18 protein-coding genes and 1 pseudogene are annotated in these 25456 nt (G+C 63.3%); 11 read left to right on the top strand and 8 right to left on the bottom strand.

The features are described 5' to 3' along the window. Positions 1 to 112: 112 nt before the first annotated feature. The 3 genes from BM190_RS28610 to BM190_RS28600 all read right to left on the bottom strand — a co-directional run bounded on the left by BM190_RS28610 (position 113) and on the right by BM190_RS28600 (position 7439). The gene (locus BM190_RS28610) at positions 113 to 793 is read right to left on the bottom strand and encodes a redoxin domain-containing protein (protein ID WP_018317421.1); all 681 of its coding nucleotides are present in this window, start codon (positions 791 to 793) and stop codon (positions 113 to 115) included. A gap of 21 nt (positions 794 to 814) precedes the next feature. Beyond that, positions 815 to 4132 (bottom strand): adenylate/guanylate cyclase domain-containing protein, encoded by a 3318-nt coding sequence (locus BM190_RS28605; RefSeq protein WP_092261051.1) that lies wholly within the window; start codon positions 4130 to 4132, stop codon positions 815 to 817. A gap of 172 nt (positions 4133 to 4304) precedes the next feature. After that, positions 4305 to 7439: a CHAT domain-containing tetratricopeptide repeat protein gene (locus BM190_RS28600; RefSeq protein ID WP_177237347.1), complete on the bottom strand. Its 3135-nt coding sequence runs from the start codon at positions 7437 to 7439 to the stop codon at positions 4305 to 4307. A gap of 375 nt (positions 7440 to 7814) precedes the next feature. On the opposite strand from BM190_RS28600, the gene BM190_RS28595 reads away from it, so the two are divergent. Continuing rightward, positions 7815 to 9077, top strand: coding sequence for an MFS transporter (locus BM190_RS28595; protein ID WP_092261047.1), 1263 nt, complete (start codon positions 7815 to 7817; stop codon positions 9075 to 9077). Between the two features lie 6 nt (positions 9078 to 9083). Here the strand turns inward: BM190_RS28595 and BM190_RS28590 are convergent, their stop codons facing one another. Further along, positions 9084 to 9758 (bottom strand): Crp/Fnr family transcriptional regulator, encoded by a 675-nt coding sequence (locus BM190_RS28590; RefSeq protein WP_018317425.1) that lies wholly within the window; start codon positions 9756 to 9758, stop codon positions 9084 to 9086. Positions 9759 to 10095: 337 nt separating this feature from the next. Here BM190_RS28590 and BM190_RS28585 point away from each other — a divergent pair, with 337 nt between their 5' ends. The 6 genes from BM190_RS28585 (at position 10096) to BM190_RS28560 (ending at position 17245) form a co-directional block, all read left to right on the top strand. Next, a complete protein-coding gene (locus tag BM190_RS28585; protein WP_092261212.1) occupies positions 10096 to 10917 on the top strand; it encodes an ABC transporter ATP-binding protein in 822 nt (273 codons plus the stop codon). Further along, positions 10914 to 12845 (top strand): long-chain fatty acid--CoA ligase, encoded by a 1932-nt coding sequence (locus BM190_RS28580; RefSeq protein WP_092261045.1) that lies wholly within the window; start codon positions 10914 to 10916, stop codon positions 12843 to 12845. The genes BM190_RS28585 and BM190_RS28580 overlap by 4 nt, the downstream gene beginning before the upstream one ends. A gap of 118 nt (positions 12846 to 12963) precedes the next feature. Next, positions 12964 to 13857 (top strand): branched-chain amino acid ABC transporter permease, encoded by an 894-nt coding sequence (locus tag BM190_RS28575; protein ID WP_018317428.1) that lies wholly within the window; start codon positions 12964 to 12966, stop codon positions 13855 to 13857. A 3-nt stretch (positions 13858 to 13860) separates the two neighbouring features. Then, complete coding sequence (locus BM190_RS28570) at positions 13861 to 14934, top strand: branched-chain amino acid ABC transporter permease (protein WP_092261043.1); 1074 nt, start codon at positions 13861 to 13863, stop codon at positions 14932 to 14934. A 44-nt stretch (positions 14935 to 14978) separates the two neighbouring features. Then, positions 14979 to 16262 carry an ABC transporter substrate-binding protein gene (locus tag BM190_RS28565; RefSeq protein WP_018317430.1) on the top strand — a complete coding sequence of 428 codons (1284 nt, stop codon included), beginning with the start codon at positions 14979 to 14981 and terminating at the stop codon, positions 16260 to 16262. Between the two features lie 143 nt (positions 16263 to 16405). After that, a complete protein-coding gene (locus BM190_RS28560) occupies positions 16406 to 17245 on the top strand; it encodes an ABC transporter ATP-binding protein (protein ID WP_018317431.1) in 840 nt (279 codons plus the stop codon). Between the two features lie 4 nt (positions 17246 to 17249). On the opposite strand, the gene BM190_RS28555 is transcribed toward BM190_RS28560, so the two are convergent. Then, on the bottom strand, positions 17250 to 18404 hold the full coding sequence (locus BM190_RS28555) for an AGE family epimerase/isomerase (protein ID WP_177237346.1): 1155 nt from the start codon (positions 18402 to 18404) through the stop codon (positions 17250 to 17252). A gap of 86 nt (positions 18405 to 18490) precedes the next feature. Here BM190_RS28555 and BM190_RS28550 point away from each other — a divergent pair, with 86 nt between their 5' ends. Together BM190_RS28550 and BM190_RS28540 are read left to right on the top strand one after the other, a co-directional pair. After that, positions 18491 to 19714, top strand: coding sequence for a phenylacetate--CoA ligase family protein (locus BM190_RS28550; protein ID WP_143109101.1), 1224 nt, complete (start codon positions 18491 to 18493; stop codon positions 19712 to 19714). Positions 19715 to 21551: 1837 nt separating this feature from the next. After that, entirely contained in the window at positions 21552 to 21758 is a 207-nt protein-coding gene (locus tag BM190_RS28540; protein WP_092261039.1) for a hypothetical protein, read from the top strand. 530 nt (positions 21759 to 22288) lie between these two features. On the opposite strand, the gene BM190_RS40715 is transcribed toward BM190_RS28540, so the two are convergent. Beyond that, entirely contained in the window at positions 22289 to 22426 is a 138-nt protein-coding gene (locus BM190_RS40715; RefSeq protein WP_177237345.1) for a hypothetical protein, read from the bottom strand. A 558-nt stretch (positions 22427 to 22984) separates the two neighbouring features. Then, complete coding sequence (locus tag BM190_RS28530; RefSeq protein ID WP_092261037.1) at positions 22985 to 23545, bottom strand: D-glycero-alpha-D-manno-heptose-1,7-bisphosphate 7-phosphatase; 561 nt, start codon at positions 23543 to 23545, stop codon at positions 22985 to 22987. 386 nt (positions 23546 to 23931) lie between these two features. Here BM190_RS28530 and BM190_RS41265 point away from each other — a divergent pair. Further along, positions 23932 to 24418, top strand: a pseudogene (locus tag BM190_RS41265) (YqaJ viral recombinase family protein); the annotation flags it as partial. Continuing rightward, positions 24402 to 24608, top strand: coding sequence for a hypothetical protein (locus BM190_RS40710; RefSeq protein WP_177237344.1), 207 nt, complete (start codon positions 24402 to 24404; stop codon positions 24606 to 24608). The pseudogene BM190_RS41265 and the gene BM190_RS40710, both read left to right, overlap by 17 nt. Before the next feature lie 247 nt (positions 24609 to 24855). On the opposite strand, the gene BM190_RS28515 is transcribed toward BM190_RS40710, so the two are convergent. After that, a complete protein-coding gene (locus tag BM190_RS28515; RefSeq protein ID WP_092261035.1) occupies positions 24856 to 25179 on the bottom strand; it encodes a hypothetical protein in 324 nt (107 codons plus the stop codon). Positions 25180 to 25456 lie beyond the last annotated feature (277 nt).

Raw genomic sequence — 25456 nt, 5'->3', positions numbered from 1 at the left:
GATTAATCGTTCGTCATGCGCAGGCGTGGTCGGGAAAATGGCGGCAGCACCTCGCGCGCACCGGCTCGTGCCTGCTGCGGTCAGGGGCACCACGCCAACCGCGCGACGATGCCTAGCCCGCCACCTGCGAGGCTGCCGACATCAACTCACCTGGGCTCGGCATCCCGAACATGCGCTGGCCGCCTTCCGGAACTTCTGTAAAGGCCCAGCGCACGACCCCTTCCCGATCGAGCAGGAACTGGCCGAATAGCTGACCCTGGCCGGTTGCCGCCATGCGCTGATCGGCCTCCATCATCTCGTAGCCATCCTTGTTGTTGAGCTGCTCGGCGGCCGCCAAACGATTCATCGGCCCGGGCAATTCTCCGGGAATGTCCACTTGCATGCTCATGACCACATCCATGCCCACCTTGCGCGGCCACTCGGTTTCCTTCTCGGTGAATTCCAGATTGGGCAGGCCGAACGCGCGGTGCGAGATCCGCTCGGGATCGGACGCGGCAAGCAGATTGGGCAACGGGTGATAACGGAAGTAGAGCCGAGCACGCTCGATCGGCGTATTGACGACCGTCAGACTTTCGACGCCCTTGTCGCGCAGTGCCGCGTCAAGCTGCGCCTGGGCCGCGATATGGCGGCGGCAGAACGGGCAGTGCAGGCCTCGAAACAGGCCGACCAATATCGGACTTTGCCCGCGAAAATCCTCGAGCGCGATCTTCCCTTCGCGGGTGATGGCGTCCAGCACGATGTTCGGTGCGCGATCACCCGGTTGCAGCGGTCCATCGACATGACGTTCTGACATGGTTGAACTCCTTCACATGACCTAGTCAAGAAATGGCAATACAATCAGTCCGGCGGGATCAAGCCCGTGCTTGGTGCAGACGTCATCGGCCAGCGCGAAATACCGCTCGGCCTCGGGCATGTCGCCGCGATCAAGGTTCAGCGTCGCAAGACCATCATAGCACGGAAAAAGCTGCTGCGGCTCGCCGGTTTCGCTCGCGACCTTGATGGCCTCATTGTAGCAGCGGGCGGCCTGATCGGGCCGGAAATGGCATTGATGGATTTGCCCGAGCACGATCAGGGGCACGGGGAGATGCTCGCGCTGATCGAGCGCACGGTCGATCTCGATTGCCTTTTCGGCAGCCGGCACACCTTCGTCGGTGCATTTGTCCGTGAAGGTGCAACAGGCAACGGCAAAATTGGCGAGAAGACGCGCCTGGAACCCGAGATCGCCAATACGATGCGCGACGTCCAGTCCGCGCCGGCAAACCTCCATGGCCTGCGCCGGGTCAACGATCGTGTAGAGCACGCTGAGATTGGTGTAGCCGCGGCAGGCCACATTGAGAAGGCCGGCGGCTTCGGCTGCCGCGACACTTTGCTCCACTTCGCGCACCGCATCCTGGTGTCGTCCAAGCCGTGCCAGCGCAACCGCCTTGGTATTGAGAGCCTCGGCAATGGCGCGCGCCGCCTCGAATCCGGCTTGCTCGTCCGCGTCCGCCGGGACGGATCGGGCGTAGCCAAGCGCCTCGTCCGCCCATGTCGCGGCGGCCACGTGATCGCCCATGCGAAACGCGAGACGACCGCGCTCCTGCAAGAGGTGCGCCCGTTCGATCGGCGCATCGGTCCCTCCAAGCAGGTCAGCCGCCTCGGCGTAATGCCTCTCTGCGTTGATGCGCTTGCCGGCGTCCCACAACAACCTGCCAAGCTTGCGAAGGATTCGCGCTTCGCCAATGCGGTCCTCTGCGGCGCGGTGCCCCTCCAGTGCGCTCTGGTAGTGCTCCTCGGCCGTGTTGCGGCGGCCCGCCGCGGCGCAGAGGTCCGCGATCCGCTCGTATAGAACCAGGCGCTCCGGCACGCATTCGCCGCCGGTCAACAACATGGCGAGGGCCTGCTGGTAGAGACGGATGGCATCGGCATTGGCATAGGTCGCGCGTGCACGATCGCCGGCCGCGCGCAGATAGCGCGCGCCTTTCGACTTGTGCGCGCTCAGGCTGAAATGATGGCCGAGCAGGATGAGGTCCTCGAGCCGTTCGGGCTCGCTGCCATAGAGCCGCTCCAGCGCGGCACCAATCCGTCCATGGAGCTCGATCCGCCGCTGCAACAGCAGGTTTTGATAGATCACGTCCTGCAGCATGGTCTGCGTGAAACGGTAGGATCGCAGCGAGATCGAGTTTGCGCCCGCAACCTCCTCGACAATCTCGGCGTCGCACAGAAGTTCGAGGCCCACTTCGACCTTCGCCGGCGCGGTTGCCGTCGCACCGAGCAGAGCCGCGTCGAAGCGCGGGCCGATCACCGCGGCCTCCTGGGCCAGCCGGCGCACCTCATGCGGCAGCCGGTCCAGCCGCGCCAGCAACAGCGCCTGAATGCTTGCCGGGATGTCGGCGGCGGCCTCATCCGACTTTATCCGCCACTGCGAGCCGTCACGCTCCAAGGCGCCGGCCTCGATGAGACCGCGGATGATTTCCTCGAGGAAAAGCGGATTGCCGCTCGCGCGCTCCAGGATTCGACTGAACAGATTTCCCGGCGGCTCGCGCCAACCGTGACTGAAATAAGCCGCCAGCAAGTTCTGTCCGTCGGCGTCACCGAGCGGAAGCAATCGAAGGGTCGTGTGGCTGATCCGACCCGAACCGAACTGATCCAGCTCCAGCATTGGCCGATGCGTAAACAACAGCATCAACCGCGTGCGCTCCAGCCGATCCATCAGGAACCGCAGCGCCTCAAGGGAGACGGCGTCGGCCCAATGCAGATCCTCGACGATGATCAGAAGCGGTGACAAGGCCAGGCGCCGTTCGAAAACGGTCCGGATCGCAAAAAAGATCTGCCGCCGAAGCTGTTCCGGCTCGATGTGCTGCAATGCGGCGTCGGGGCCGCCGAGGCCAAGAACATGCACATAGAGCGGCATCAGCCGCTCTGCCTCTCCGGCCGCAAGGCCAAGCTCCGACAGCGCCTCAGCCAGCCTGGCCTCAGCCGCCGCGGCGCTGGCCTTCTGCGCGATGCCATAGGCGCTGCGCAGGACCGCGGCGAGCGTGCCGTAGGATTGTTCGCCGAGTGGCGAGCAGGCGGCCTGCCGAATCGCCACACCTGCGAAGCGCTCCTCATCGCGGATGCGGGCGACGAATTCGTTCACTAGGCGCGTTTTGCCGATACCCGCTTCGCCGACCAGCCGCACCAGTTGCGCCGCACCGCCGCACGCGCGATCGAGGCTGCCGATCATGCGGGCAAGCTCGGCGTCGCGGCCGATCAGCGGCGCACTGAGGCCCAGCGTGTCGAGGCCTCGCGCCGCACGCGGCATGTCGAGCGGTCCCTTGAGACGATGGACCAGGACACTGCCCATCTTGCCCTTGAGCGAGACCTCTCCGAGCGATTCATACGAGAACGCATGCCGCGTCAGGCGGTGCGTCAACGGCCCGACCAGCACTTCGTCCGGCGGCGCCATCGACTGCAATCGCTGCGCGGTATTCACCGTGTCGCCGGTTACCGAATAGGACTTGGCAGCGCCGACACCCAGTCCGCCCGCAACCACGTGCCCGGTATTGATGCCGATGTGGAGCTGCAGCGGGGCGCCGGCATAGACCTTCGCACGCTCGCTGAGCTGCTCCGTCCGCTTGATCATGTCGAGTGCAGCGCGGACCGCCCGCTCCGGATCGTCCTCGTGCGCTGCTGGCGCGCCGAACAGCGCTAGCAGCGCATCGCCGATGAATTTGTCCACGAAGCCGCCAAAGCCTTGCACCGCTTCCGTCAGCTCCTCGAACAATTCGTTCTGAAGCATCTGCATGACCTCGGGGTCGAGGCGCTCGCTCATCGCGGTGAAGCCGCTGAGATCGGCAAACAGCACGGTAATGGTGCGGCGGTTGGCTTCGTTGTCCATCCTGCCCGGCTGCGGTCGAAAAGCCTGGTGAGCGTCGACCGCCGGCGCCAGCGGCGGTGACGACGCTCTGACCGGCGCTGTCGGCCGGCTCGGCTGCGCCTGTCCCCCGGCTTTGGGAGCCTCACTGACGAGGGCACCGCATTTCGGGCAATACGCGAAATCCGGTGCGCATGCATAGCCGCAGCCGGGGCACGCGTTCGGCTGCTTCGTGCCGCACTTCGGGCAGAAAGCAAAGCCGCTCTGAACTTCGGATCCGCAGCAAGAGCAGTTCATGGGTCAAGACCCCGCGGAAGCCGCGATGACGCGGTCTACTGGACCTGTCCGATGGGCCCAGCAACCTGGCAAGCATGGGCTCGTCGTACAGGAAGAGCAAGCGGTGGATGGTTAACGGCCGCGGGCGCGGCTTCGCTCATCCCGGTTCAGCACGCGCCGGCGCGCTGGTCGGCTACATGGCGCCGGCCCCCACCAGCACGAAGGGCGCCCAAGTTGCGGGCTGCGCGCTGTCGCCGCCCTTGGTGATCAGTGCCGAGAGCGAGCGACGCAGCGCCTCGGCGCGGCCAATATCGGGATGCGTCTTCATCGCGTCGATCGTACCGGTGGTGATGGCGACCGCGGCGTCCGAGTTCACCGCCCAGTGCGACACCAGCAGCGCGCGCGTGCCGGCATAGAAGAACGCCCGCGCAAGACCGGAGAAGGCCTCCGAATTGGCGGCCTGCCCTCCGGCGGTGTTGCAGGCCGACAGGATCACCCAATCGGCATCGAGCTTGAGGCCGGATATCTCCGACGACGAGAGATAGCCGTCATCGGTGGGCGTCGGCGCCGCTGGCGGGCTGAGGATGAGTCCTGGCTCGATCGATCCACGCACCTGCCCCGCAAGCGCGCCATGGGTCGCAAAATGCAGGATGCGGTATTTCGCGAGATCGCCGCTTTGGCCGAGCGCCTTCATCCTGGTCTCGGAGGCGTCGCCGGCTAGGATGACGTCGCCCTTGATGGGCGCGAAGGTGCTGGCCACCGCGCATAGTTCGAGCGCAGTTTCCGGCAGCGGCATCTGCCGCCTGAGCTGGACGATGTCCGCCGTGCCGCCCGACAGCGCGTCCACGGCGCGCAAGCTCCGTTGTGCGACCTGGGTCGTCTGTGTCGGAATAGCGGCGCAGGTCTGGATCTGGCGCGCCAGCTTGGCACGCGCCATCGCGACATCGCTGCGGCCATCGCCGTCGAGCACGGGATTGCCGACGCCGAGAAACGGTTTCGACGCGGCGCTCTTGCGTGCGACCTGCCGCAATGCCTTGAGGCTGGAGACGGAGGGCAGCACTGTGGTGGCAAATCGCTTGACCAGCCAGGGCGCCTTCGCGAGGTCCTGGCCGGCAGCCGGTTTCTCGGTCAGCAAGACCTGAAAGGGCAGCGTCGCAAGCGGGCCTGACGGCACCAGGATCAGCTCCTTGCCGTCGATGTCGCGCGCGACAGGCCCGAGCAGCGCCTGGTAGAGCGCAAAGGCTCGCTCCTGGTCGAACGGCAATGGCTCGTCCACCCCAAGCGGGGTCTTGCGGCCGAGCTTCTGCGGACATGTGGACGCCTTGTCCAGCCATGCATCCGTATCCAGACCGCAGCGCAAGGCGCCGACGGCCTCAGCGAGTTGCTTTTCGCCGAGATCTGCCGAATGCCAGCGCACGTCCGAGCGCGTCACGGTCCAGACGAAGGTGGCGCGCGATGTCGTCGTGAACAGCAACATCGCCTCGTTGGGACGAAGCTGCTTCTGGGCATCCTCGATTGCAATCGGCGCCTTGGTGACGAGCGCTGCATAGTCCGGAAACTGCGCAGCGATCGTGCGATCCAATTCCCGGATTTGACCTGCGATGGTTGAGGCTCGGGCACGAAGCGCCTGCTCCGCCGCCGGGTTGCGCGCAGCATCCGCCTGCGAGATCGCCGCCACGAGCATCTTGTCGGTCGCGACGGCTTGCGCGGCGAGATCCTGCCGCTCGCGGACGCGCGCGGCGAGATCCCCGCTGCCATCGGCGATGCGGGCCGACATGCCGGCGATTGCCCGCGCAGCCTGCTCGTCACCGATCCATTGCGCCGCCTCGAACGCCTGCGATCGCAATGCGCCGGCCTGCCCCGCATTGGCGCTCGCGAGATTATAGGCAGCAACGATCAGTCCGGGATAGGGATTGGTCTCTTCATGGACCTTCACATCGCCGCGGCTCTCCTGCTCGGCGGCGCGGCGGCCGTTCTGGATCGCGACCGCGCGCGCGAAGGCGTCGCGGGCCTGCTGCCAATCCTTCGAATCGATATGATGGGCGCCGAGATTGGCGAAGCTGTTGGCAACATCCGGATGCTGCTCGCCGAGAGCGCGCAGGCGGATATCCAGCGCGCGCTTCAGCAGCGGCTCGGCCTCCTGCGGCCGGCCGGTGCTGTCCAGAATGACGGCCAGATTGTTGAGACTGTTGGCGACCAGCGGGTGAGAATGCCCGACCGCAGCCTCGCGTATCGCAAGCGACCGGCGCGCGAACGGTTCGGCCTCGGCGTAACGATCGGCCTCGCTCATCAGCGTCACCAGATTGTCGAGCGCGATCGCGACATCCAGATGCGCCGGACCGAGCGCCTTCTCGCGGATCGCCAGCGACTTGCGGAACAGCTGCTCCGCCTCCTGCTTGCGATTGAGATGGGCCCAGGCCCCTGCAAGGTTGTTCAATGCCGTCGCCACGTTCGGATGCGCTATCCCGACGGTCTTCTCCTGAATCGCGAGCGCCCGGGTCAGCAGCCCCTCGGCCTCGGCGTCCCGGCCCTCGCGCGAGAACACCAGGGCCAGATTGTTGAGGCTCGCGGCGACATCGGGATGATCAGGTCCGAGCGCCTTCTCCCTGATGGCCAAAGTCCGCAGGGCCAATTGCTCGGCCTCCGGGAGCCGTCCCTGCGCCCGCCGGAGCTCGCCGAGATTGTTGAGCGTCGCAGTCAGATAGATGCTGTCCGGGCCATGCTGCTTCTCCTGAAGCACAAGCGCTTCGGCAAAACTCGCCTCGGCCTGCTGCAACCGCCCTTGCGCCCGATTGACCTCCGCGATGTTGTTCAAGGTCACCGGGATCATGATGTCAGCCTGTTCCGGAGATTTCCTGAACACCACGAGCGCACGGTTGAACAGATCGAGCGCCTCGGTCTCCTTCAACTGGCGGTGACGGAGATTGCCGAGCTGCATCCGCGCCAGCGCCGTGGTGAGATGGTCAGGGCCCAGCACGCTCTCGTCGATGGCGATCGCGCGCGACATGTCGCGTTCGGCATCGCCGAGCCGGTTCTGGCCGAGCTCGATCTGGCCCAGCGTAGCGAGCACGGCTGCGACATCGGGATGATTGGGACCAAGGCTCTTCTCGCGAATGACGAGGGCCCGCCTCAGCACGCTTTCGGCCTCAGCGGTCTCGCCTTTCGTCTGGAGCGCCTGACCCAGCACGACGAGCGTGGTCGCGGTCAGGGGCGATTGTCGCCCCGTGCTTTTCTCGGCCTCAACGACGAGCTTCCTGGCAAAGCCGACCGCCTCGCCATAGCGGCCCTCCTTCGCCAGCGCCGTAATGCGCTGCATCAGCGCCAACATGTCTTGCGACCCCGCCTGCCCCGGCGAGACCATGACGCTTACGAGAAGTACAAAACAAAAAGACTGCGCGGCAAACCTCGGCCACCCTATCCACATGCTGCGATCGCTCCGATCCCCCCGCGCCCGCGACCTGTTGGGCCACAGCAAGATGAAGACACTATGACCGCCTCCTGCGTCCATGGACGAACCGATCGCAGAAACCAGGGGACGACATTCGTACGGACGGTCACGCGCCCGCGGGCGGCCGTGCTGATGCAGCCATGCATGGCAGCATGCGGCGGGTCCGATTGACACGCGCGTCGCCAACGCTACGTTGCTGATCCGAAAGAAGAAACAACAAGGCAAGGGATTCGCCGTGACACGCGTCATCGCGTCTTGAGCGCAGCCACGCGGGCGTCGGCGCTCGCGCCATTCCGCATCCGCAACTATCGCTTCCAATGGCCGTCCGACCTGCTCACCTCCTGGGCTTTCGAGGTCGAGACGCTGGTGCTGGGCTGGTACATCCTGGTCGAGACCGGCTCGGTGCTGCTGCTGACCGTGCTTGCCTCGCTCCAGTTCGTCGGGACCTTGGTCGCGCCGGTGTTCGGCATGATCGGCGACCGCATGGGCCATCGCGATCTGCTGGTCGCGATGCGTCTTGCCTATACGGTGCTCTCGTCGACCATCATGGTTCTGGCGCTGACCGGTCATCTGTCGCCGCTGAGCGTCATGATCATCGTCGCGGTCATGGGCCTGATTCGTCCCTCGGATCTGGGCGTCCGCGGCGCGCTGCTCGCCGAGATCATGCCGGCCGAGCAGCTGGTGGGTGCCATCAGCGTTGCGCGCACGACCCAGGACAGCGCCCGCATCGCCGGAGCGTTGACGGGCGCCGGGCTGTTCGCCGTCCTCGGCATTGGCCTCGTTTACGTGGCGATTGCCTGTCTTTACTTCGTGGCAGCGCTTCTCATGCTGTGTCTGACCCGGCCCAAGAGGGCCGTCATCACGAGCGATCTTCCGGCGAATAGCCATGCCATCTCGCGGCTGCTCGGCGATCTGAAGGAAGGGATCGTCTACGCCTGGAGTGGCCCGGGAATGCGTGCGGCGCTGTGCGTCGCCTTCCTGGCCAATCTCACCGCATTCCCGTTCACCGGCGGATTGCTGCCCTACATCGCCCGGGAGATCTTTCATACCGACCAGACCGGCCTCGGCTACCTCTCGGCGAGCTTCGCGGTCGGCTCGCTGATCGGCTCCATCACGCTCAGCCTGGTCGGCGGACTGCGCATTGCCCGGCTTCTGATCGGCGCGACGCTGGCCTGGTACGCCATGCTGCTGGTATTCGTCGAGATCAGGACCATGCCGGTGGCGATGGCCTGCCTCGTGCTCGCCGGCATCGCCCAGAGCATGTCCATGATCTCGGCGGCCGTGATCCTTATGCGCACCGCAAGCGCACACCTTCGCGGCCGCGTGATGGGCGTGCGCATGATGGTGATCTACGGCCTGCCGATCGGATTGCTCGCGGCCGGCAGCCTGATCGACGTCATCGGTTATTCCGCGACGGGTTCGCTCTATGCCGCCGCCGGCTTCATCGCCATGCTGGCGATCGCGATCCGCTGGCGCGCCGACCTCTGGCCGGTGCACGCGCCTGCCAATGCGCGATGACCGCGCCTAATCGCCATACCCGCGCAGCCGCTCGATATCGAGGATGGTGACGCCGCCATATTCGAGCCGCAGCAGTCCCTCCTTCTCCAGCCGGTTCAGCGCGCGGTTGGCGTTCTGGCGGGACATGCCGGAGAGCGCACCGATCTCCTCCTGGGTGATCTCCAGATGAGCGGTCGATTCCGGATAGAGGATCGGATTGAACAGTGAGGCGATGCTGCGGGCGAGGCGTGCGGTGGCGTCCAGGGTGCGGTTGACCTCGAGCATGCCGATGAACTGGCCGAGCCGTTCGTTGAGCTGGCGCACCAGAAAGCGGTTGAAGCCGACGCTGTTCTCGAACAGCCACATGAAGGCGCTGCGTTCCATCAGCGCGACGCGGCTGTCGCGCAGCGCGACCACATCGTAGCGGCGCGGCTCGTTCTTGAGCACGCTGCCCTCGCCGAACCAGGCCCCTGCCGTCAGCCCGGCGAGGCTGGTCTCCTTGCCGTCCCTGGAGACCCCGCCCATGCGGGCCAGGCCGCCCACCATGCCGGCCCAGTAGCCAAAAATATCACCGCGCATGAACACGGTCTCGCCGGTGCCGTAGGACCGCTCCGTGATTCCGGCGCGCGCGACCTCGATCTCCGCTTGCGTGAGCTCGCGCGACCATGCGGCGACGCGCTTCAGTTGATCTTCTGAAATCATGATCTCGCGGCCAGCCGCACCGTTTCGTCACTCCATCTTCTGCTGCATTGCAGCATGATGCTTCCAACCGCCATCCGACGAAAGATGAAGGCCGCCGCCGCCCGGCAAACTTTGTCGCAGAATTGTCGGCCGCGAGACATTTCAAAATAGCGCTTTCCCCTATTGAGGACCACCTCGGACGATGCGGCTTTTGATCCCTGACGGGAACGAGAGTGGCGCGGATCCGGTCGAGACCATCTGCTGCATGGCCTCACCGGCACCACCGTACTAGGATCGCTGGGAAGGAACGGACGAAGAGCGCCGCTAAAAAGCGCCATCACCGGGAGGGTTTCGTTTGGTGGCTACCAGTCTTGAAGTGCGCGACGTGTCCTTGCGATTCGGCGGCGTCCGGGCGCTGACCGACGTCGGCTTTTCCATCAGGGAGGGCGAGCTGTTCTCGATCATCGGCCCTAACGGCGCCGGCAAGACCTCGATCGTGAACTGTATTTCCGGCCGCTACAAGCCGACCGAAGGCCAGCTGTTCTACCAGGGCCGCGACATCACCGCCCTGACGCCGAACGCCCGCGCCTCGCTCGGGATCGGCCGCACCTTCCAGAATCTCGCGCTGTTCCACCACCTGAGCGTGCTCGACAACATCATGGTCGGCCGCCACCACCTCCTGAAGAACAATTTCCTCACGGGCTCGCTGTACTGGCTCACCGGCGCGCGCAAGGAGGAGCTCGAGCACCGCCGCAAGGTCGAGGAGATCATCGACTTCCTCGACCTCCAATCGGTGCGGAAGGCCACCGCCGGCACCCTCTCCTACGGCCTGCGCAAGCGCGTGGAGCTCGCCCGCGCCATGGCGCTGGAGCCGCGTCTCATTCTCCTCGACGAGCCGATGGCCGGCATGAACTTCGAGGAGAAGGAGGACATGGCCCGCTACATCGTCGATCTCAACGAGGAATTCGGGATGACGGTGGTGATGATCGAGCACGACATGGGCGTGGTGATGGACATCTCCCACCGCGTCATGGTGCTGGATTTCGGCAAGAAGATCGCCGAAGGCGATCCGGCGACGGTGCTCGCCGATCCTCACGTCAGGCGCGCCTATCTTGGTGAAGAAGACGAGGTGCTGGTCGATCCGGATGACGCTGCACCCGCGCAGGAGAGCGCGGCATGATGGATTACGCAGGCCGCGTCGCACGGGCCGACACCTATCCGAAGATGCTCCGGCTCAACGCGAAGGAGCATGGCAACGAAATCGCGCTCCGCGAGAAGGATCTCGGGCTCTGGCGGCTGTTCACCTGGAGCGACTACCAGACCCGCGTGCGCGATTTTGCGCTCGGCCTTCTCGAATTGGGCCTTGGCCGCGGCGACGTCATCGGCATCATCGGCGATAACCGGCCGGATTGGGTGGCGGCGGAAGTGGCGACGCACGCCATCGGCGGCCTCAGCCTCGGACTTTATCGCGACGTGCTGGACGAGGAAGCCTCCTATCTGCTCAACTATGGCGAGGCGCAGCTCGTCTTCGCCGAGGACGAGGAGCAGGTCGACAAGCTGCTCACCCTCGCCGACCGCGCGCCGAAGCTGAAGCACATCATCTATTCCGATCCGCGCGGGATGCGGAAATATGACGACTCCAGGCTGATGTCGGCGGAGAGGTTTGCCGAGCTCGGCCGGGCACGTGCCGCGCGTGAGCCGGAGCTCTACGACAGACTGGTCGATGCCACCAAGGGCGAGGACGTCGCGATCCTCTGCACGACGTCGGGCACCACGTCCCATCCCAAGCTCGCGATGCTCGCCGCCGGCCGCGTGCTCGGCCACTGCGCGACCTATCTTGCCTTCGATCCCAAGGGCCCGGACGACGAATACGTCTCGGTGCTGCCGCTGCCCTGGATCATGGAGCAGGTCTACGTGCTCGGCAAAGGCCTGCTCTGCCGGATGAAGATCAACTTCGTCGAAGAGCCCGACACGATGATGAACGATCTGCGCGAGATCGCGCCGACATTCGTGCTCTTTGCCCCAAGGGTCTGGGAATCGATCGCCGCCGACGTCCGCGCCAAGGTGATGGACGCGACGCCTCTCAAGCGGCGCCTGTTCGACGTCGGCATGAAGAGCGGCCTCGCCGCGCTCGAACACGGCAAGCGCTCGAGCCTTGCCGACGCGATCCTGTTCCGGGCGCTGCGCGACCGCCTCGGTTTCACCCGGCTGCGTTCGGCCGCGACCGGCGGCGCGGCGCTCGGGCCCGAGACCTTCAAGTTCTTTCAGGCCATGGGCGTGCCGCTGCGCACGCTGTACGGCCAGACCGAGCTGCTGGGGGCCTATACGCTGCATCCCGAGGGCAAGGTCGATCCCGACACCACGGGCGTTCCTATGTCCGACCAGGTCGAGATCCGCATCGACAATGCCGACGTCCACGGCGTCGGCGAGATCGTGGTGCGGCATCCCAACATGTTCCTCGGCTACTACAAGAATCCCGAGGCAAGCGTCGCCGACATCAAGGACGGCTGGATGTTGTCGGGCGACGCCGGCTATTTCAACGCGAACCAGCAGCTCGTCGTCATCGACCGTATCAAGGATCTCGCCGAGACCTCGCGCGGCGAGCGCTTCTCGCCGCAGTTCATCGAGAACAAGCTGAAGTTTTCGCCCTATATCGCCGAAGCCGTGGTGCTCGGGGCCGGCCGCGATGCGCTCGCGGCGATGATCTGCATCCGCTACTCCATCATCTCGAAATGGGCGGAGAAGAATCGCCTCTCCTTCACGACCTACAGCGATCTCGCCTCGCGGCCGGAGGTCTATACGCTGCTTCAGAAGGAGGTCGAGACCGTCAACGCCACGCTGCCGCCGGCCCAGCGCATCTCGCGCTTCTTGCTGCTCTACAAGGAGCTCGACGCCGACGACGGCGAGCTCACCCGCACAAGAAAGGTGCGCCGCAGCGTCATCAACGAGAAATACGAAGGCATCATCGATGCCATCTACCGCGGCGATGCTGACATCCCCGTCGACACCGTGATCCGCTTCCAGGACGGCACCACCCAGCGCGTGCGGACGACACTGCGCGTGGTCGACCTCGGCGGGCACGGGCATATGGCGGAGGCTGCGGAGTGAAACAAATGGTCGTCATGCGCGGGCTTGACCCGCGCATCCATCCTCTTCCGAACAATCTTCCTTCCGCATCGATGGATTGCCGGGTCAAGCCCGGCAATGACGAGCTGGGTCAACCGACATGAACACCGCCTTCCTCATCCAGCTCCTGGTCAACGGTCTCGTGGTCGGCACGCTCTATGGCGTGGTCGCGATGTCGTTCGTGCTGATCTACAAGGCGACGCAGGTCGTCAACTTCGCGCAAGGTGAATTGCTGCTGGTCGGCGCCTGGGTGTGCTGGGCTCTGCTCGCCAAATATCAGGTGCCGTTCTGGATCGGCATGCCGATGACGCTTGTGTTCATGTTCGTGTTCGGCATCGCGGTCCAGGTGCTGATCCTGCGGCCGATGATCGGCGAGCCCATCATCTCCGTGATCATGGTGACGATCGGCCTCTCCACCGTGCTCCAGGCAACGCTGAAATGGATGTTCGGCGTCAATCCGCAGCCGTTCCCGCGCGTGTTCGAGAGCCAGTCGGTCAGCTTGCTGGGCTTACAGATCCAGACCGTCTATGTCATGAGCCTGGTGGTCTCCGTCGCCATGATGATCGGCATGGCCTGGTTCTTCCGCGCCTCCAAATACGGCCTTGCGATGCGCGCCACCGCGTTCAACCAGCAGGTCGCCCAATCGCTCGGCATTTCCGTGAAAAGCGTGTTCGCGATGGCCTGGGCGATCTCGGCGACGGTGTCGGCGGTCGCGGGCGTCGTCGTTGCGGTCGTGAACGGCGTGTCCTCGGGCCTTGCCGCCTATGGCATCAAGGTGTTTCCGGCGGCGATCCTCGGCGGGCTCGACTCCGTCGGCGGCGCCGTGCTCGGCGGCATTATCATCGGCCTGCTCGAAAATGTCGCGCAATATGTCGACAGCGAGTACCTGCACTGGGGCAATCTCTACGAGATCGCGCCGTTCTACGTCCTCATCATCGTGCTGATGATCAAGCCCTACGGGCTGTTCGGCACCCACGACATCGAGCGGATCTGACCCATGGCCGGCCCTGCCCTCATTCCTGCTGGTGATTTCCGCACCACTTATGCGGCCGACACCACGATCTTCCCGACCACGACCAGCCGCAACTTCGCCATCGCAGGCGTGCTGTTGCTATGCCTCGCGCCGCAATTCTTCAGCGGATACTGGCTCAGCGTCCTGATCCAGATCGGCATCTTCTCGATCGCGGCGCTCGGGCTCAACATCCTGGTCGGCTTCACCGGCCAGATCTCGATCGGGCATGCCGCCTTCTTCCTGCTCGGCGCTTTCACCTCGGCTTACATCTCCAACAACGCGCCGATCCCGGTGTTCTTCGCGATCCCGCTCGCCGGAATCGTCACCGCGCTGGTCGGCCTGATCTTCGGCATCCCGGCGGCGCGGCTGAAGGGGCTCTATCTCGTCATCGCGACGCTGGCCGCGCAGTATATCCTGCTCGACTTCTTCTCCCGCGCCGAATGGTTCACCGGCGGCTCGGTGCCGGCGAGCGCCAACCCGTTCTCGATCTTCGGTTACACGCTACGCGGCGACAAACAGTATTTCTACGTCGTTCTGGCCTATGTGCTGCTCAGCTACATCCTCGTCACCAACCTGATGCGCACCCGCGACGGCCGCGCGCTGGTGGCGATCCGCGACCATTATCTCTCGGCTGAGATCATGGGCATCAACCTCACCAAATACCGTACGCTGTCGTTCGGGCTCGCCGCCTTCTTCGCCGGCATCGCCGGCGCGCTCTATGCGCACTACCAGCTCGTGGTGTCGCAGGAAGGTTTCGGTATCGAGCGCTCGATCCTGTTCCTGGCCATGATCATCATCGGCGGTACCGGCTCGATCATGGGCACGCTGATGGGCACCGCCTTCGTGGTGCTGCTGCCCGAAGGGATGGAGTTCATCAGCCATTATTTGAAGGGCGGCGCGATCGACAAGGCGCTGTCGCTCAACACCAACATCACCTTCCTGCGCGAGATCGCGATCGGGGTGATCATCATCGCCTTCCTGATGTTCGAACCCGACGGGCTCGCGCATCGCTGGCGGCAGATCAAGGCGTATTGGAAACTCTACCCGTTCTCGCATTGAGCGCGGGCAACTTCACTTAAACAATAAACAGGAGGAACCGACCCATGACGATGAAATCCTTTTTGAGCACCGCATCGCTCGCCGTCGCGATCGCCGCATTCTCGGCCGGCGCACAGGCGCAGATCGCGATCGGGCACCTCGCCGACTATTCCGGCGGCACCTCCGACGTCGGCACGCCCTATGGCCAGGCCGTCGCCGACACCTTCGCCTGGGTCAACAAGAACGGCGGCGTCGGCGGCAAGCAGATCAACGTCGACACCAACGACTATGGCTACCAGGTGCCGCGCGCGATCGCGCTCTACAAGAAGTGGTCGGCGCCGGACAGCAAGGTCGCCGCGATCATGGGTTGGGGCACCGCCGACACCGAGGCGCTGACCGGCTTCCTCGCCCAGGACAAGATTCCCGACATGTCCGGCTCCTATGCCGCCGCCCTCACCGACCCCGAGGGCGTCAGCGGCAAGGCCAAGCCCGCGCCCTACAATTTCTTCTATGGCCCTAGCTATTCGGACTCGCTGCGCGCGATGCTGATGTGGGCGGCCGAGGACTGGAAGGCCAAGGGCAAGTCCGGCAAGCCGAAATTCGTGCACATGGGCGCCAACCATCCCTATCCGAACGCGCCGAAGGCCGCCGGTGAAGCGATGGCGCAGGAGCTCGGCTTCGAGGTGCTGCCGCCGCTGGTGTTCGCGCTCGCGCCGGGTGACTACAGCGCCCAGTGCCTGAGCCTGAAATCCTCGGGCGCCAACTACGCCTATCTCGGCAACACCGCCGCCTCCAACATCTCGGTGATGAAGGCCTGCAAGACTGCCGGCGTCGAGATCCAGTTCATGGGCAATGTCTGGGGCATGGACGAGAACGCCGCCAAGACGGCCGGAGACGCCGCCAACGGCGTGATCTTCCCCTTGCGCACCGCGGTGAGCTGGGGCGGCGACGCGCCCGGCATGAAGACGCTGATGGAGATCTCGAAGATGTCCGACGCCAGCGGCAAGGTCTACCGTCCCGTGCACTACGTGGCGGCGGTCTGCTCTGCGCTGTACATGAAGGAGGCGATCGACTGGGCTGCCAAGAACGGCGGCGCCACCGGAGACAACGTCGCCAAGGGCTTCTACCAGAAGAAGGATTGGGTGCCGGCCGGCATGGAAGGCGTCTGCAATCCCTCGACCTGGACCGACAAGGACCATCGCGGCACGCTGAAGGTCGATCTCTATCGCACCAAGGTCTCGGGCGCGACCGACGGCGACCTCAACGACCTCATGGCCAAGGGCACGATCAAGCTCGAGAAGGTCAAGACCGTCGAGCTGCCGCGCAAGCCGGAATTGCTGGGCTGGTGAGGCACGCTGTTTCCCTACACACAACTGTCATCCCCCGCGAAGGCGGGGGATCCAGTACGCCGCGGCCTCTCGGGGAACGTCAGGCGTCTCTGGAATACTGGGTCGCCCGGTCAAGCCGGGCGACAGCAGCGGAGTTTTGAAGCATGAGTCAGATCGCAGAAGCCACTCGCACCACTCCCACAGCAGTGCCCGCCGCCGCCCTCCTCGCCGTGCGCAACATCGAGGTCGTCTATGACGACGTCATCCTGGTGCTGCGCGGCCTCAGCCTCGACGTACCCAAGGGCGCGATCGTGGCGCTGCTGGGCGCCAACGGCGCCGGCAAATCGACGACGCTGAAGGCGATCTCGGGGCTGCTCAAGACCGAGGACGGCGAGGTCACACGCGGCGAAATCGTGTTCGAGAACGAGCGGATCAACGGCATCGACCCCGACAAGATCGTCCGCCGCGGCATCTTCCAGGTGATGGAGGGCCGGCGCATCGTCGCCGACATGACCTCGCTGGAGAACCTCAAGCTCGGCGCCTTCACCCGCAGGGACCGCGAGGTCGATGCCGATCTCGACATGGTGTTCAACTATTTCCCGCGCCTGAAGGAACGCACCGGCCTTGCCGGCTATCTCTCCGGCGGCGAGCAGCAGATGCTCGCGATCGGCCGCGCGCTGATGGCGCGCCCGAAGATGATCCTGATGGACGAGCCGTCGATGGGCCTGTCGCCGCTGCTGGTGAAAGAGGTGTTCTCCATCATCCAGAAGATCAACCGCGATCTCGGCGTCACCATCCTCCTGGTCGAGCAGAACGCACGCGCCGCGCTGTCGGTGGCGAGCCACGGCTACATCATGGAGCAGGGCAAGGTCGTGCTCGACGGCACCGCGGACGAATTGCGCGACAACGAGGACGTCAAGGAATTCTACCTCGGCGGGGCCGGCGACCAGCGCAAGAGCTTCAAGAACCTCAAGAGCTTCAAGCGGCGCAAGCGCTGGCTCTGAACTCTTAGGGTTCGAGCACCTGCTCCGCTTCCGTGACCGCGCAGAGAACATGATAGAACGACGACGCAGGAATGGTGTCGATCAGCGATTTGCCGTCGCGATCGAACTGGTCGTACCAGCCGCCCCTCACGGGATGGCTGAGATAATGCCGTTCGAGCCGCACCAGCGCCGCGCGCGCCTCGTCCGCCGCACCCGCCTCGCCGGATTCGGCCTGCGCGATCCACGCCTTCGCGATCTCGGTCTGCGGCCACAGCCGGCGCGTGCTGCGGCGGATATTGCCGATGTCGTCGCCTTCGTCGATCAAGCAGCCCGTGACCTCGTCGCGATAGCGCATCGAGGTCGCAAGCAACTCGGCACGGCGCTGACCGGTCGGGCATCCCGTGATGCGCTCGAACCCCTTCAGCAGCCATACCCATTCCGCCTGGTGGCCCGGCTCGACGCTGACCGGCTCGATCTTCGACCAGTCTTCCTCAAAATACTCGGTCAGGATGCGCTTCTGCTTGTCGTAGAGATTGGCCAGGAACAGCGCGAAAAACTCGCCGGCACGGTTCTGGAACGACAGGTCGTGGGTCGCCTCGAAACACGCGATCATAGCCTCGAACAGATGCATGTGCGGGTTCTGCCGGCGCGGCAGCGACACCGGAAGGCTTTCGTGCACGCCTCCATGCGGCGAGCGGAGATGGCCGTCGAGGAAAGCCAGCAGCGCGTCGATCTCGGCACGAACCTGCGCATCCTGGTCGAGCGCGTAGACGGTCGCGAGCGCAAACAGGATGAAAGCGTGGTCGTAGGCATCGCGCCGGCCGTCCAGCACCGCACCTTCCGGCGTCAACCGGTGCACATAGCCGGGCCGGCCATCGGGCGCTTTGGCCTTGCCGAGCAAATGCTCCAACCCCTTCAGCGCGATGGCGCGGCCCTCAGTGTACCAGCCCATCTGTGCGGCCTTGGCGTAGCAATAGATCTGGCGGGCCTGCACGAACACGCGCCGCGGCGCGGCCGCATCCGCCGTGCCGTCGCGGTGCAGCCGGTCGATGAAACCGCCTGCGGCAGGATCCCAGCCGACGGTCGACCACAGCGGCAGCGCCTTCTCGATCATGCGGCGCTTAAGGCGCGCGACGACGTCCGTCGCTTCCTCCGCCGCAATGATTCCTTCGTCCGCCATCGCGTCCTCTCCAGGCCTCGCCAATGGCCGTCTGATACCCACGCCAGCGGCGGCGCGCAACGGATGCCAACACGGAAAGAACAGCCATGACCGCCCACTACGATGCCCGCGAGACGCGCGAACAAGCCGCCCGCGAGGCCGATCTGTTCTCCCGCCTGCCAGAGGTGCTGCGAGCCGCGATGGCCGCTCCGGCCTATGCCGAGCGGCTGAGAGGCCTCGATCCCGCCGCAGTGACCTCCCGGGAGGCACTGGCGGGCCTGCCGGTACTGCACAAGTCGGAACTGCCCGCCCTGCACAAGGCCTCTGCGCCCTTCGGAGGCTTCGTGGCAGCGGCGCCGGGGTCATTCGCCCGCCTTTTCACCTCCCCAGGCCCTATTTTCGAACCGGAGGGGCGGCAGGCCGATCCCTGGCGCGGCGCAAGGGCGTTGTTCGCGGCCGGGTTCCGACCCGATGACATCGTCCTCAACACCTTCAGCTACCATCTCACCCCCGGTGGCTTCATCTTCGATGCCTCGGCGCGTGCGCTCGGCTGCGCCGTAATCCCGGCAGGGCCCGGCAACACCGAACAGCAATTCGAGCTGATCGAGGCCTACCGCCCGGTCGGCTACAGCGGCACGCCGGACTTCCTGAAGATGTTGCTCGATGCCGCAGCGAGTTCGGGACGGGACGTCTCCTCGATCAAGCGCGCACTGGTTTCTGGCGCGGCGTTCCCGCCCTCGCTGCAGGCTGAGATCAAGGCGCGCGGCATCGATGCCTACCAAGCCTTCGGCACCGCCGACCTCGGCCTGATCGCGTTCGAGACCGAGGCGCGCGAGGGCATGGTCGTGAACGAGGATCTGATCATGGAGATCGTCAAGCCCGGCACCGGCGATCCCGTTGCGCCGGGCGACGTCGGCGAGATCGTGGTGACGTCGCTCGATCAACACCATCCCTGGATCCGGCTCGCCCTCGGCGACCTCACCGCAGCGCTGCCGGGGCCAAGCAAGTGCGGCCGCACCAACATGCGCATCAAGGGCTGGATGGGCCGCGCCGACCAGACCACCAAGGTCAAGGGCATGTTCATCCGTCCCGAACAGATCGCCGAGATCGGCAAGCGTCATTCTGCGCTCGGAAGACTACGCCTCGTCGTCACACGGCAGGGCGAGACCGACACAATGACGCTGAAAGCGGAAACGGCGGCGGCGAGCGAGGCGTTGCGCGAGGAGATCGCGACAAGCTTGCGCGCCGTGACGAAACTTGGCGGAAGCGTCGAGTTCGTCAGTCCTGGCGCGCTACCGAACGACGGCAAGGTGATCGCGGACGAACGATAACGCTGAATTTCGTTCCTTAGCAGCGAATATTTCGCAAGCTGAGCTCTATTCAGGCGTGGATCCGCGCAAAAACCACGGAATATCCTGACTGCGCGTCTCTGGCGAGCATGGGTGGAAAATAACAGGGAATTCCAAACCTGATATTCGAAAACTTCTTGGTCCGAAACTGTGATTGCCTGGGAGCTCAACCAGAAGGACTCGTCTCGAGCACAGAAGAGCGCCATGGACCGCGCTGCGGTTGGTATTGTGCTCAGAGAGCTATATCGGAAACCTGATCTTCAGCCGGAAGTCCGGAAGCTACGGCAGAACACCGTGAAAAACCCTCCTGAGCAATGAGTCGAAAGCGAGAGCTGCATCGAACCCATCATCGATCGCGAGGTCGTTTTCAGCGTCGGGAGGATTATCGAGGACCGGCGCCCCGATCTTTCCGAGGCAGAGATGCTCGTTCGGCTGCGGAAGACTCTCCTCAAAAAGGGGTTTGACGCCAACATGGATCGGACTGCGGGACTTCCCAGCTCCTGTGACGTGTCAAACGCATTTCGGCAATTTTCGAAAATCTCTATCGATTGCTCGGTTACACACCGAAGCGGAGTTACGAATTTCTCGACGCTCGTCCTGTCTGGTCCGAGTTGAGGTCAAAGCTTGTCGAACAGACCGCCGCCGCGATTAAGGCGGCAGGCGGGCGCATCAGTTCGGGCGGCTGGAGCGATTGCCTGCGGGTGAACGGGATGGCCTGTCTCTCCGTTAGGGCGGCCCGCTGGACCCCTGGTCGAAAGCCAAGCCATGCCCCCACTGGAGCATCCAGCGCGAGGCGTGCCTCCCTGACGGCTGGATTGCCGCTATCCGGCTAGCCGAGCACAACAAAACCGTACTCGATTACGTATTGTTGCCGACCAACGGCAAAGTAAGACGCACGATCCGCTTTTCCTAATCAGCGCGAGCGCGGCGGGGAATTGCGCGCTTCAAGACGATCAATGGCCTCGTCCAAGCCATCGCCCGACGACTAACAAAACCGGATTTTACGTCCCACGCCCAGAAGCCGAGGAGCGGGCGGCCGAAAGCGCCGCAACTCAAAGCCAGCAACATCCACCGACGACGTCGACGTCAGGCAGACCGCATTTGAGAACTTGTGCCGACGCTCAGGGTCAGCTTTGATGCTCGCATTTAGGATATGCCTCTATGAGTGCCAAGTATGAGTGTTAGGTCAATTGTCGCGAAAATCCTAAGGGACGAACTCACCTCTTTGGGTATCCGGTCGCTGACTGTCCAGGAGTCGGAGAGGATCGCTGCTCGCATCTTCGAGCGGATCACCGAGCTCGAATTGGAGCTTGCCGCTCGTGATTTCGCCGCCCTAGGCCCAGGTCGCGACTAGCCTCCTCTCGAGGTGCTGCTTCGACGACCGGCCAAGCAAGTATTGGGGCGCCACCGAGCCGGCCCGACCTCCGTCGGCAAGTTGCAGAGCGCGGATCGCGTCAGGCTCGAAAGGGCGGGTGGTACCGACCGGGCTGCTGCCGGGTCAGCAATCTCAGCTTCGGCTGCTGTAAACCACAACGCCGTCGTCGCCGGCCGCAGACCGTGCATGGATGAGCAAAAAACGGGCAAGCCCCCCGTTTAACACTGGCAAGCCGCCGTGCTATGGACAGCAGGCGACCACTAACGCGGTCGCATTCTCAGTTAACTCCCGCCGGCTCCCAAGTCGGCGGGTTTTTCCATGAACCTTAAGAACGATGAGGCGCCGGTCCGGACTGGCGGGATATTAACTTGGCTTTAACACCTGTTGTGCAGCGGCGCCGGCTCATATAGATAAGGCCTTCAGCGTCAGTTGCGTTTGAGAGTCATGATTACGTACAAGCAGTACCACATCGAGCGAGTTGAGCACGGTCCGCGGGGCTGGGTTGCCCGCATCACGCGGGCGGATGGCCAAAACATCCGCACCATCCTGCCGGCTTCTGAACATCCCTACCTTGACACGAAGCCCACTGCTTCCGCAGAGGAAGCCGAGAAGCTCGCCAAGGAAGGCATCGACTTCGGCGGGGTGGTTTAACGGGCCCCTCGTCAGCATGTCTGCACCTTGCAGCGATCTCGCCGCAGCGCTTGGAGAAATCGCTCGCCTGGTCATGAGGTGCGTCGCCCTTTGATTGAGAGAGCGCGGGCGTAAATCATGCACCGCCGACGGCCAATTGTGTTCCAGCCGATCACCGGCTCATAGCGAGACCCCCCGCTTCCCCAGCCACGCCAGCGCGGCGGAGCAAACGGCTGAAAGCAAAGCGGTCCAAAACCAGGACCGTCCGCGGGCGGCACTGATAGAACGCAGATATAAGAAAGCTCCAAGAAGCTTCCCGTAGTTCCTTCGGAATTCTCCGTTAAGCTTAGCTACTTCCGGCAGATCGGACAAAGCCTTGCATTCGTCGGCCATTGGCTGGGCTCCATTAGCGGCTGGACCAGCATCTCATGAACCACTGTTTTGCCCGACGGAGCAAGCGAAATTTCGGTTTTTTCGATGTGTCCTTTTTGGCGACCGCTGGATCTTGGGCCGAAGCCTACCGAATGGCTGGTGTAAGTCGCTGAGACGCCTTATCTCAGGCTGGAGTCAGGCCAATAAGGAATCTCATCGGTGGGACCGGATCGACCAAAGTTCTGCCGCACCATCGCGTAGAGCACAAAAAGGCTCATGGTGATGGCGACGGCCAGCAGTGGGAAAATGTAGTTCATGCACCCTCCAAGGCTATGAAAATACTAGCAGCGGATTGCGAGCTGTCCAATCGGACGAAGTTCCCCGGCTTGCGCACGCGCTTTGAGTCCCGCCTCTACGGTCCCAACCCGCTTGTGATCCTCATACGTTGTGCCGCTATAAGCATCTGAGCGAAAGCCGCAGCCTTGTCATACCGCTCCAAGTTCGACAGCAATCTCATTCCTTTGTTCAGCGCCCTCAACCACGACTGGGATCAGACCTAGCCTGAGGAGCTCGCAGGCGATCCAGCCGACTCCTGGGTTGAGTCAGATCTTGAAGTGCGGCTTCCATATCCGCGCCAGATTCTCGGCAAGAACTGCATCGAACCGATCGAACCATAAAGATCCGCTTCGGCCTAATGAGATAATCCATGCCGACGAGTGTTGCGGCCCGATATTGCTTTCCCAGCAGCGCTTGTTCGCGGACCGGTACGCTTCGCTGCGTTTGCGCGATTGGCTTCGATCATCGCTTTGACCCCAACTTCCCCTCGGATTTCACTAGCTAGCGATATGATTCGTCAGGTCGCGAAATCGACGGCATCAATCCTCATTCCTCGCAGCTCCGCTACGCGAATGTATTTGAGGCAGGGGATCCAGGGGCCGGTCTGTTAACAGCTGGGCGATGAACGAATGGAGGTTTGCCCCATCAAATAGGTAGGCCGCGATGCCGGCCGCTTGCGCCGCATCAAGATCACTCTGCTTGTCGCCGATCATGAAACTAGCATCGATATCAACCGGGTACCGCTCAAGCAGGGCTCTGATCATCCCCGGCTGCGGCTTACGACAATTGCAGAGGACACGGTAACGCTCAATCAGGCCATCTGGGTGATGTGGGCAAAACTCGAACGCATCGATATGCGCGCCAAAGCTTCCAAGCTCACGCGACATCCATTCGTGCAAATTGCGAACATGACGTTCCTCGTAAAACCCCCTCGCAATTCCTGATTGGTTCGTCACCACAAATGCAAAATACCCGGCGTCATTGACCGCTTTGACGGCCTGTTGGGCTCCCTCAACCCACCGGATCTTGTTCGGATCAAAAGCGTAGCCATCGTCCTCGTTGAGGACGCCGTCACGATCAAAGAAGACTGCCGGACGCATAAAGCTCTCTTGCCCACGCTGGAAGGGATACTACCGATCTTCCGACAATGACTGCTTTATTTCAACATGTCGCGCGTAGACAGGATCCTTGTCTGCGCGGTGCCTTTTGCGTCCATCTATTTGCCTTTAAGGCGTAAATTGGCTTCGTTTTGTCGCATTATGCTGGTCGGCCTCCGGTCGTCCCTGCCTTCAGCGCGCGAGAACAAGAGCTATTCCGCGGCTAAAACGAGCAATGATATTGCTGCAGAAAGGACTGGCATCCAACGGCGATTGGAGCGTTACCGATTCGACCGGGCGCCAGCGACCATCATAGCGCCGGTATCTCGCCTCGCGGACGCGGGGCTTCAGACAGTGCGGCAAGTAAGCCGCTTGGCCTTGCGTAGGAGGTCGAACAGACCGGTGCAATCTTCGAGGCCAAATTCATGCTGCCCTGGGCCTCTACCGAGGAAGCCGCTGCCGAGAAGCACATGGAGCAGCTGCAACACAAAATGTGGGTGCATCATCGCCGACGGCGGAAAGTGGGTCGAGATCAAAGTCCGCCGATCCGCTCTACCGGCATCTATTGCTACCAGCCGAGAAAAAATTCTAGCGCTGCGTCCAGGGTCGGCGAGCCGCTGCACTCTTCAGTATCGGGACACCGCGCCCGCGTTTGGAAGCGGTTAAAGACATCGACATGTCGATGTCCATTCAATGGGCCGCGCATGCTGCGATATACCTTCGAACCCGAGAGGCGCATGGCAAGCATGAAACCGCCAAGGTGCATCTGAAGAAGCTGACGCAACGGGCCACGGCATCAAAGGCAAGCGCTCCAAATCCGGCGCGGTGAGCTTCGAGGCCCAGTTGACGGTGGGCTTCGATGCACCAGTCCAGTGAGAGGATCGGGACCATCGCGGCTGCCCTCGCTCAGGTCCGGGGAGATCCATTCTCCGGAGGTATGGGCAAGCAGGGTGGTGAGATGGATCCGGCCCGTGATCTGCTCGATCAGGGTGGTCTGGATGGTAGCGATTTCCTGCTGGCTCAGCGTCTTGCTAACAATGTCCAGGCCGGACGCGAGGAAGCGTAACGAAAGGTTCGATCGTCCTCCCGCGGGAATGACGACCGGATCACGGCGGTCAGCGTCTTTCAGGGTTCGCTAGTTCTAGCGTCGCCATTTCATCGGCTGGTTGGCCTCTTTCATTACGGGCCCTTGCCAGAGGAGACCCCAAGTCTTGAGCAATAGAAATGAGCTGACGTCCTCTGCGTCAAAATCGTCCCAGCTCGCCGGGAATACCGTGGGGGCACGGAGCTGGGGCCATCAGGGTTAACCAAACTCACTTAGGCAATGAAGCCGCCATCGACACCTGCAGATTCCCAGGGCCAACAAGTTTTAGCGAGTATTTGATGGGGATCGGTCCGCGGTCAGTGTCTAGCGCAGCCGCGCAATCCAAAGCGCCATCGCGCTGCTCACTGGTAACGTCAATCAATCCGCTGACGACTAAATTCTGCGTTTCCTGGTTGACGTTTTCGTTGATAATTTTCTTCACGAGAGCGGAATCGCAGGTGGGCAATCCATGACGCTCCTCGTTCAAGGTAAATGCCGTAACCGTCAATGCAACCGCAGCGATGGTGGTGACGCCATACGCAAGCAACCCCATAGTGGTCTCCCATAACCTTGGCAATGGACGCTGCCGAACAGAATCAATGCAGAAACGATCAACTGCTGATGGTTAACAGACTCTTAATTAGGGGGCTACACGTTGCTGGTCGCTCTAAACCTTGAACGTTAGCAGACGTAGGCACCGTACGGGCCGCGATAGCAATTGGGATCAGTGCTTCGTCCATATTGGTCGAGATCGTAGCCCGGCGCTCTCCGATAATAGCGGCGCTCATAGTGATCGCGCCGAAGGGTGGCGCCCGGAGGGCCGCAAACGT

The organism is Bradyrhizobium sp. Rc3b, assembly GCF_900114915.1.
Taxonomy (GTDB): domain Bacteria; phylum Pseudomonadota; class Alphaproteobacteria; order Rhizobiales; family Xanthobacteraceae; genus Bradyrhizobium.
This window is presented reverse-complemented; position numbering and strand designations above follow the sequence as displayed.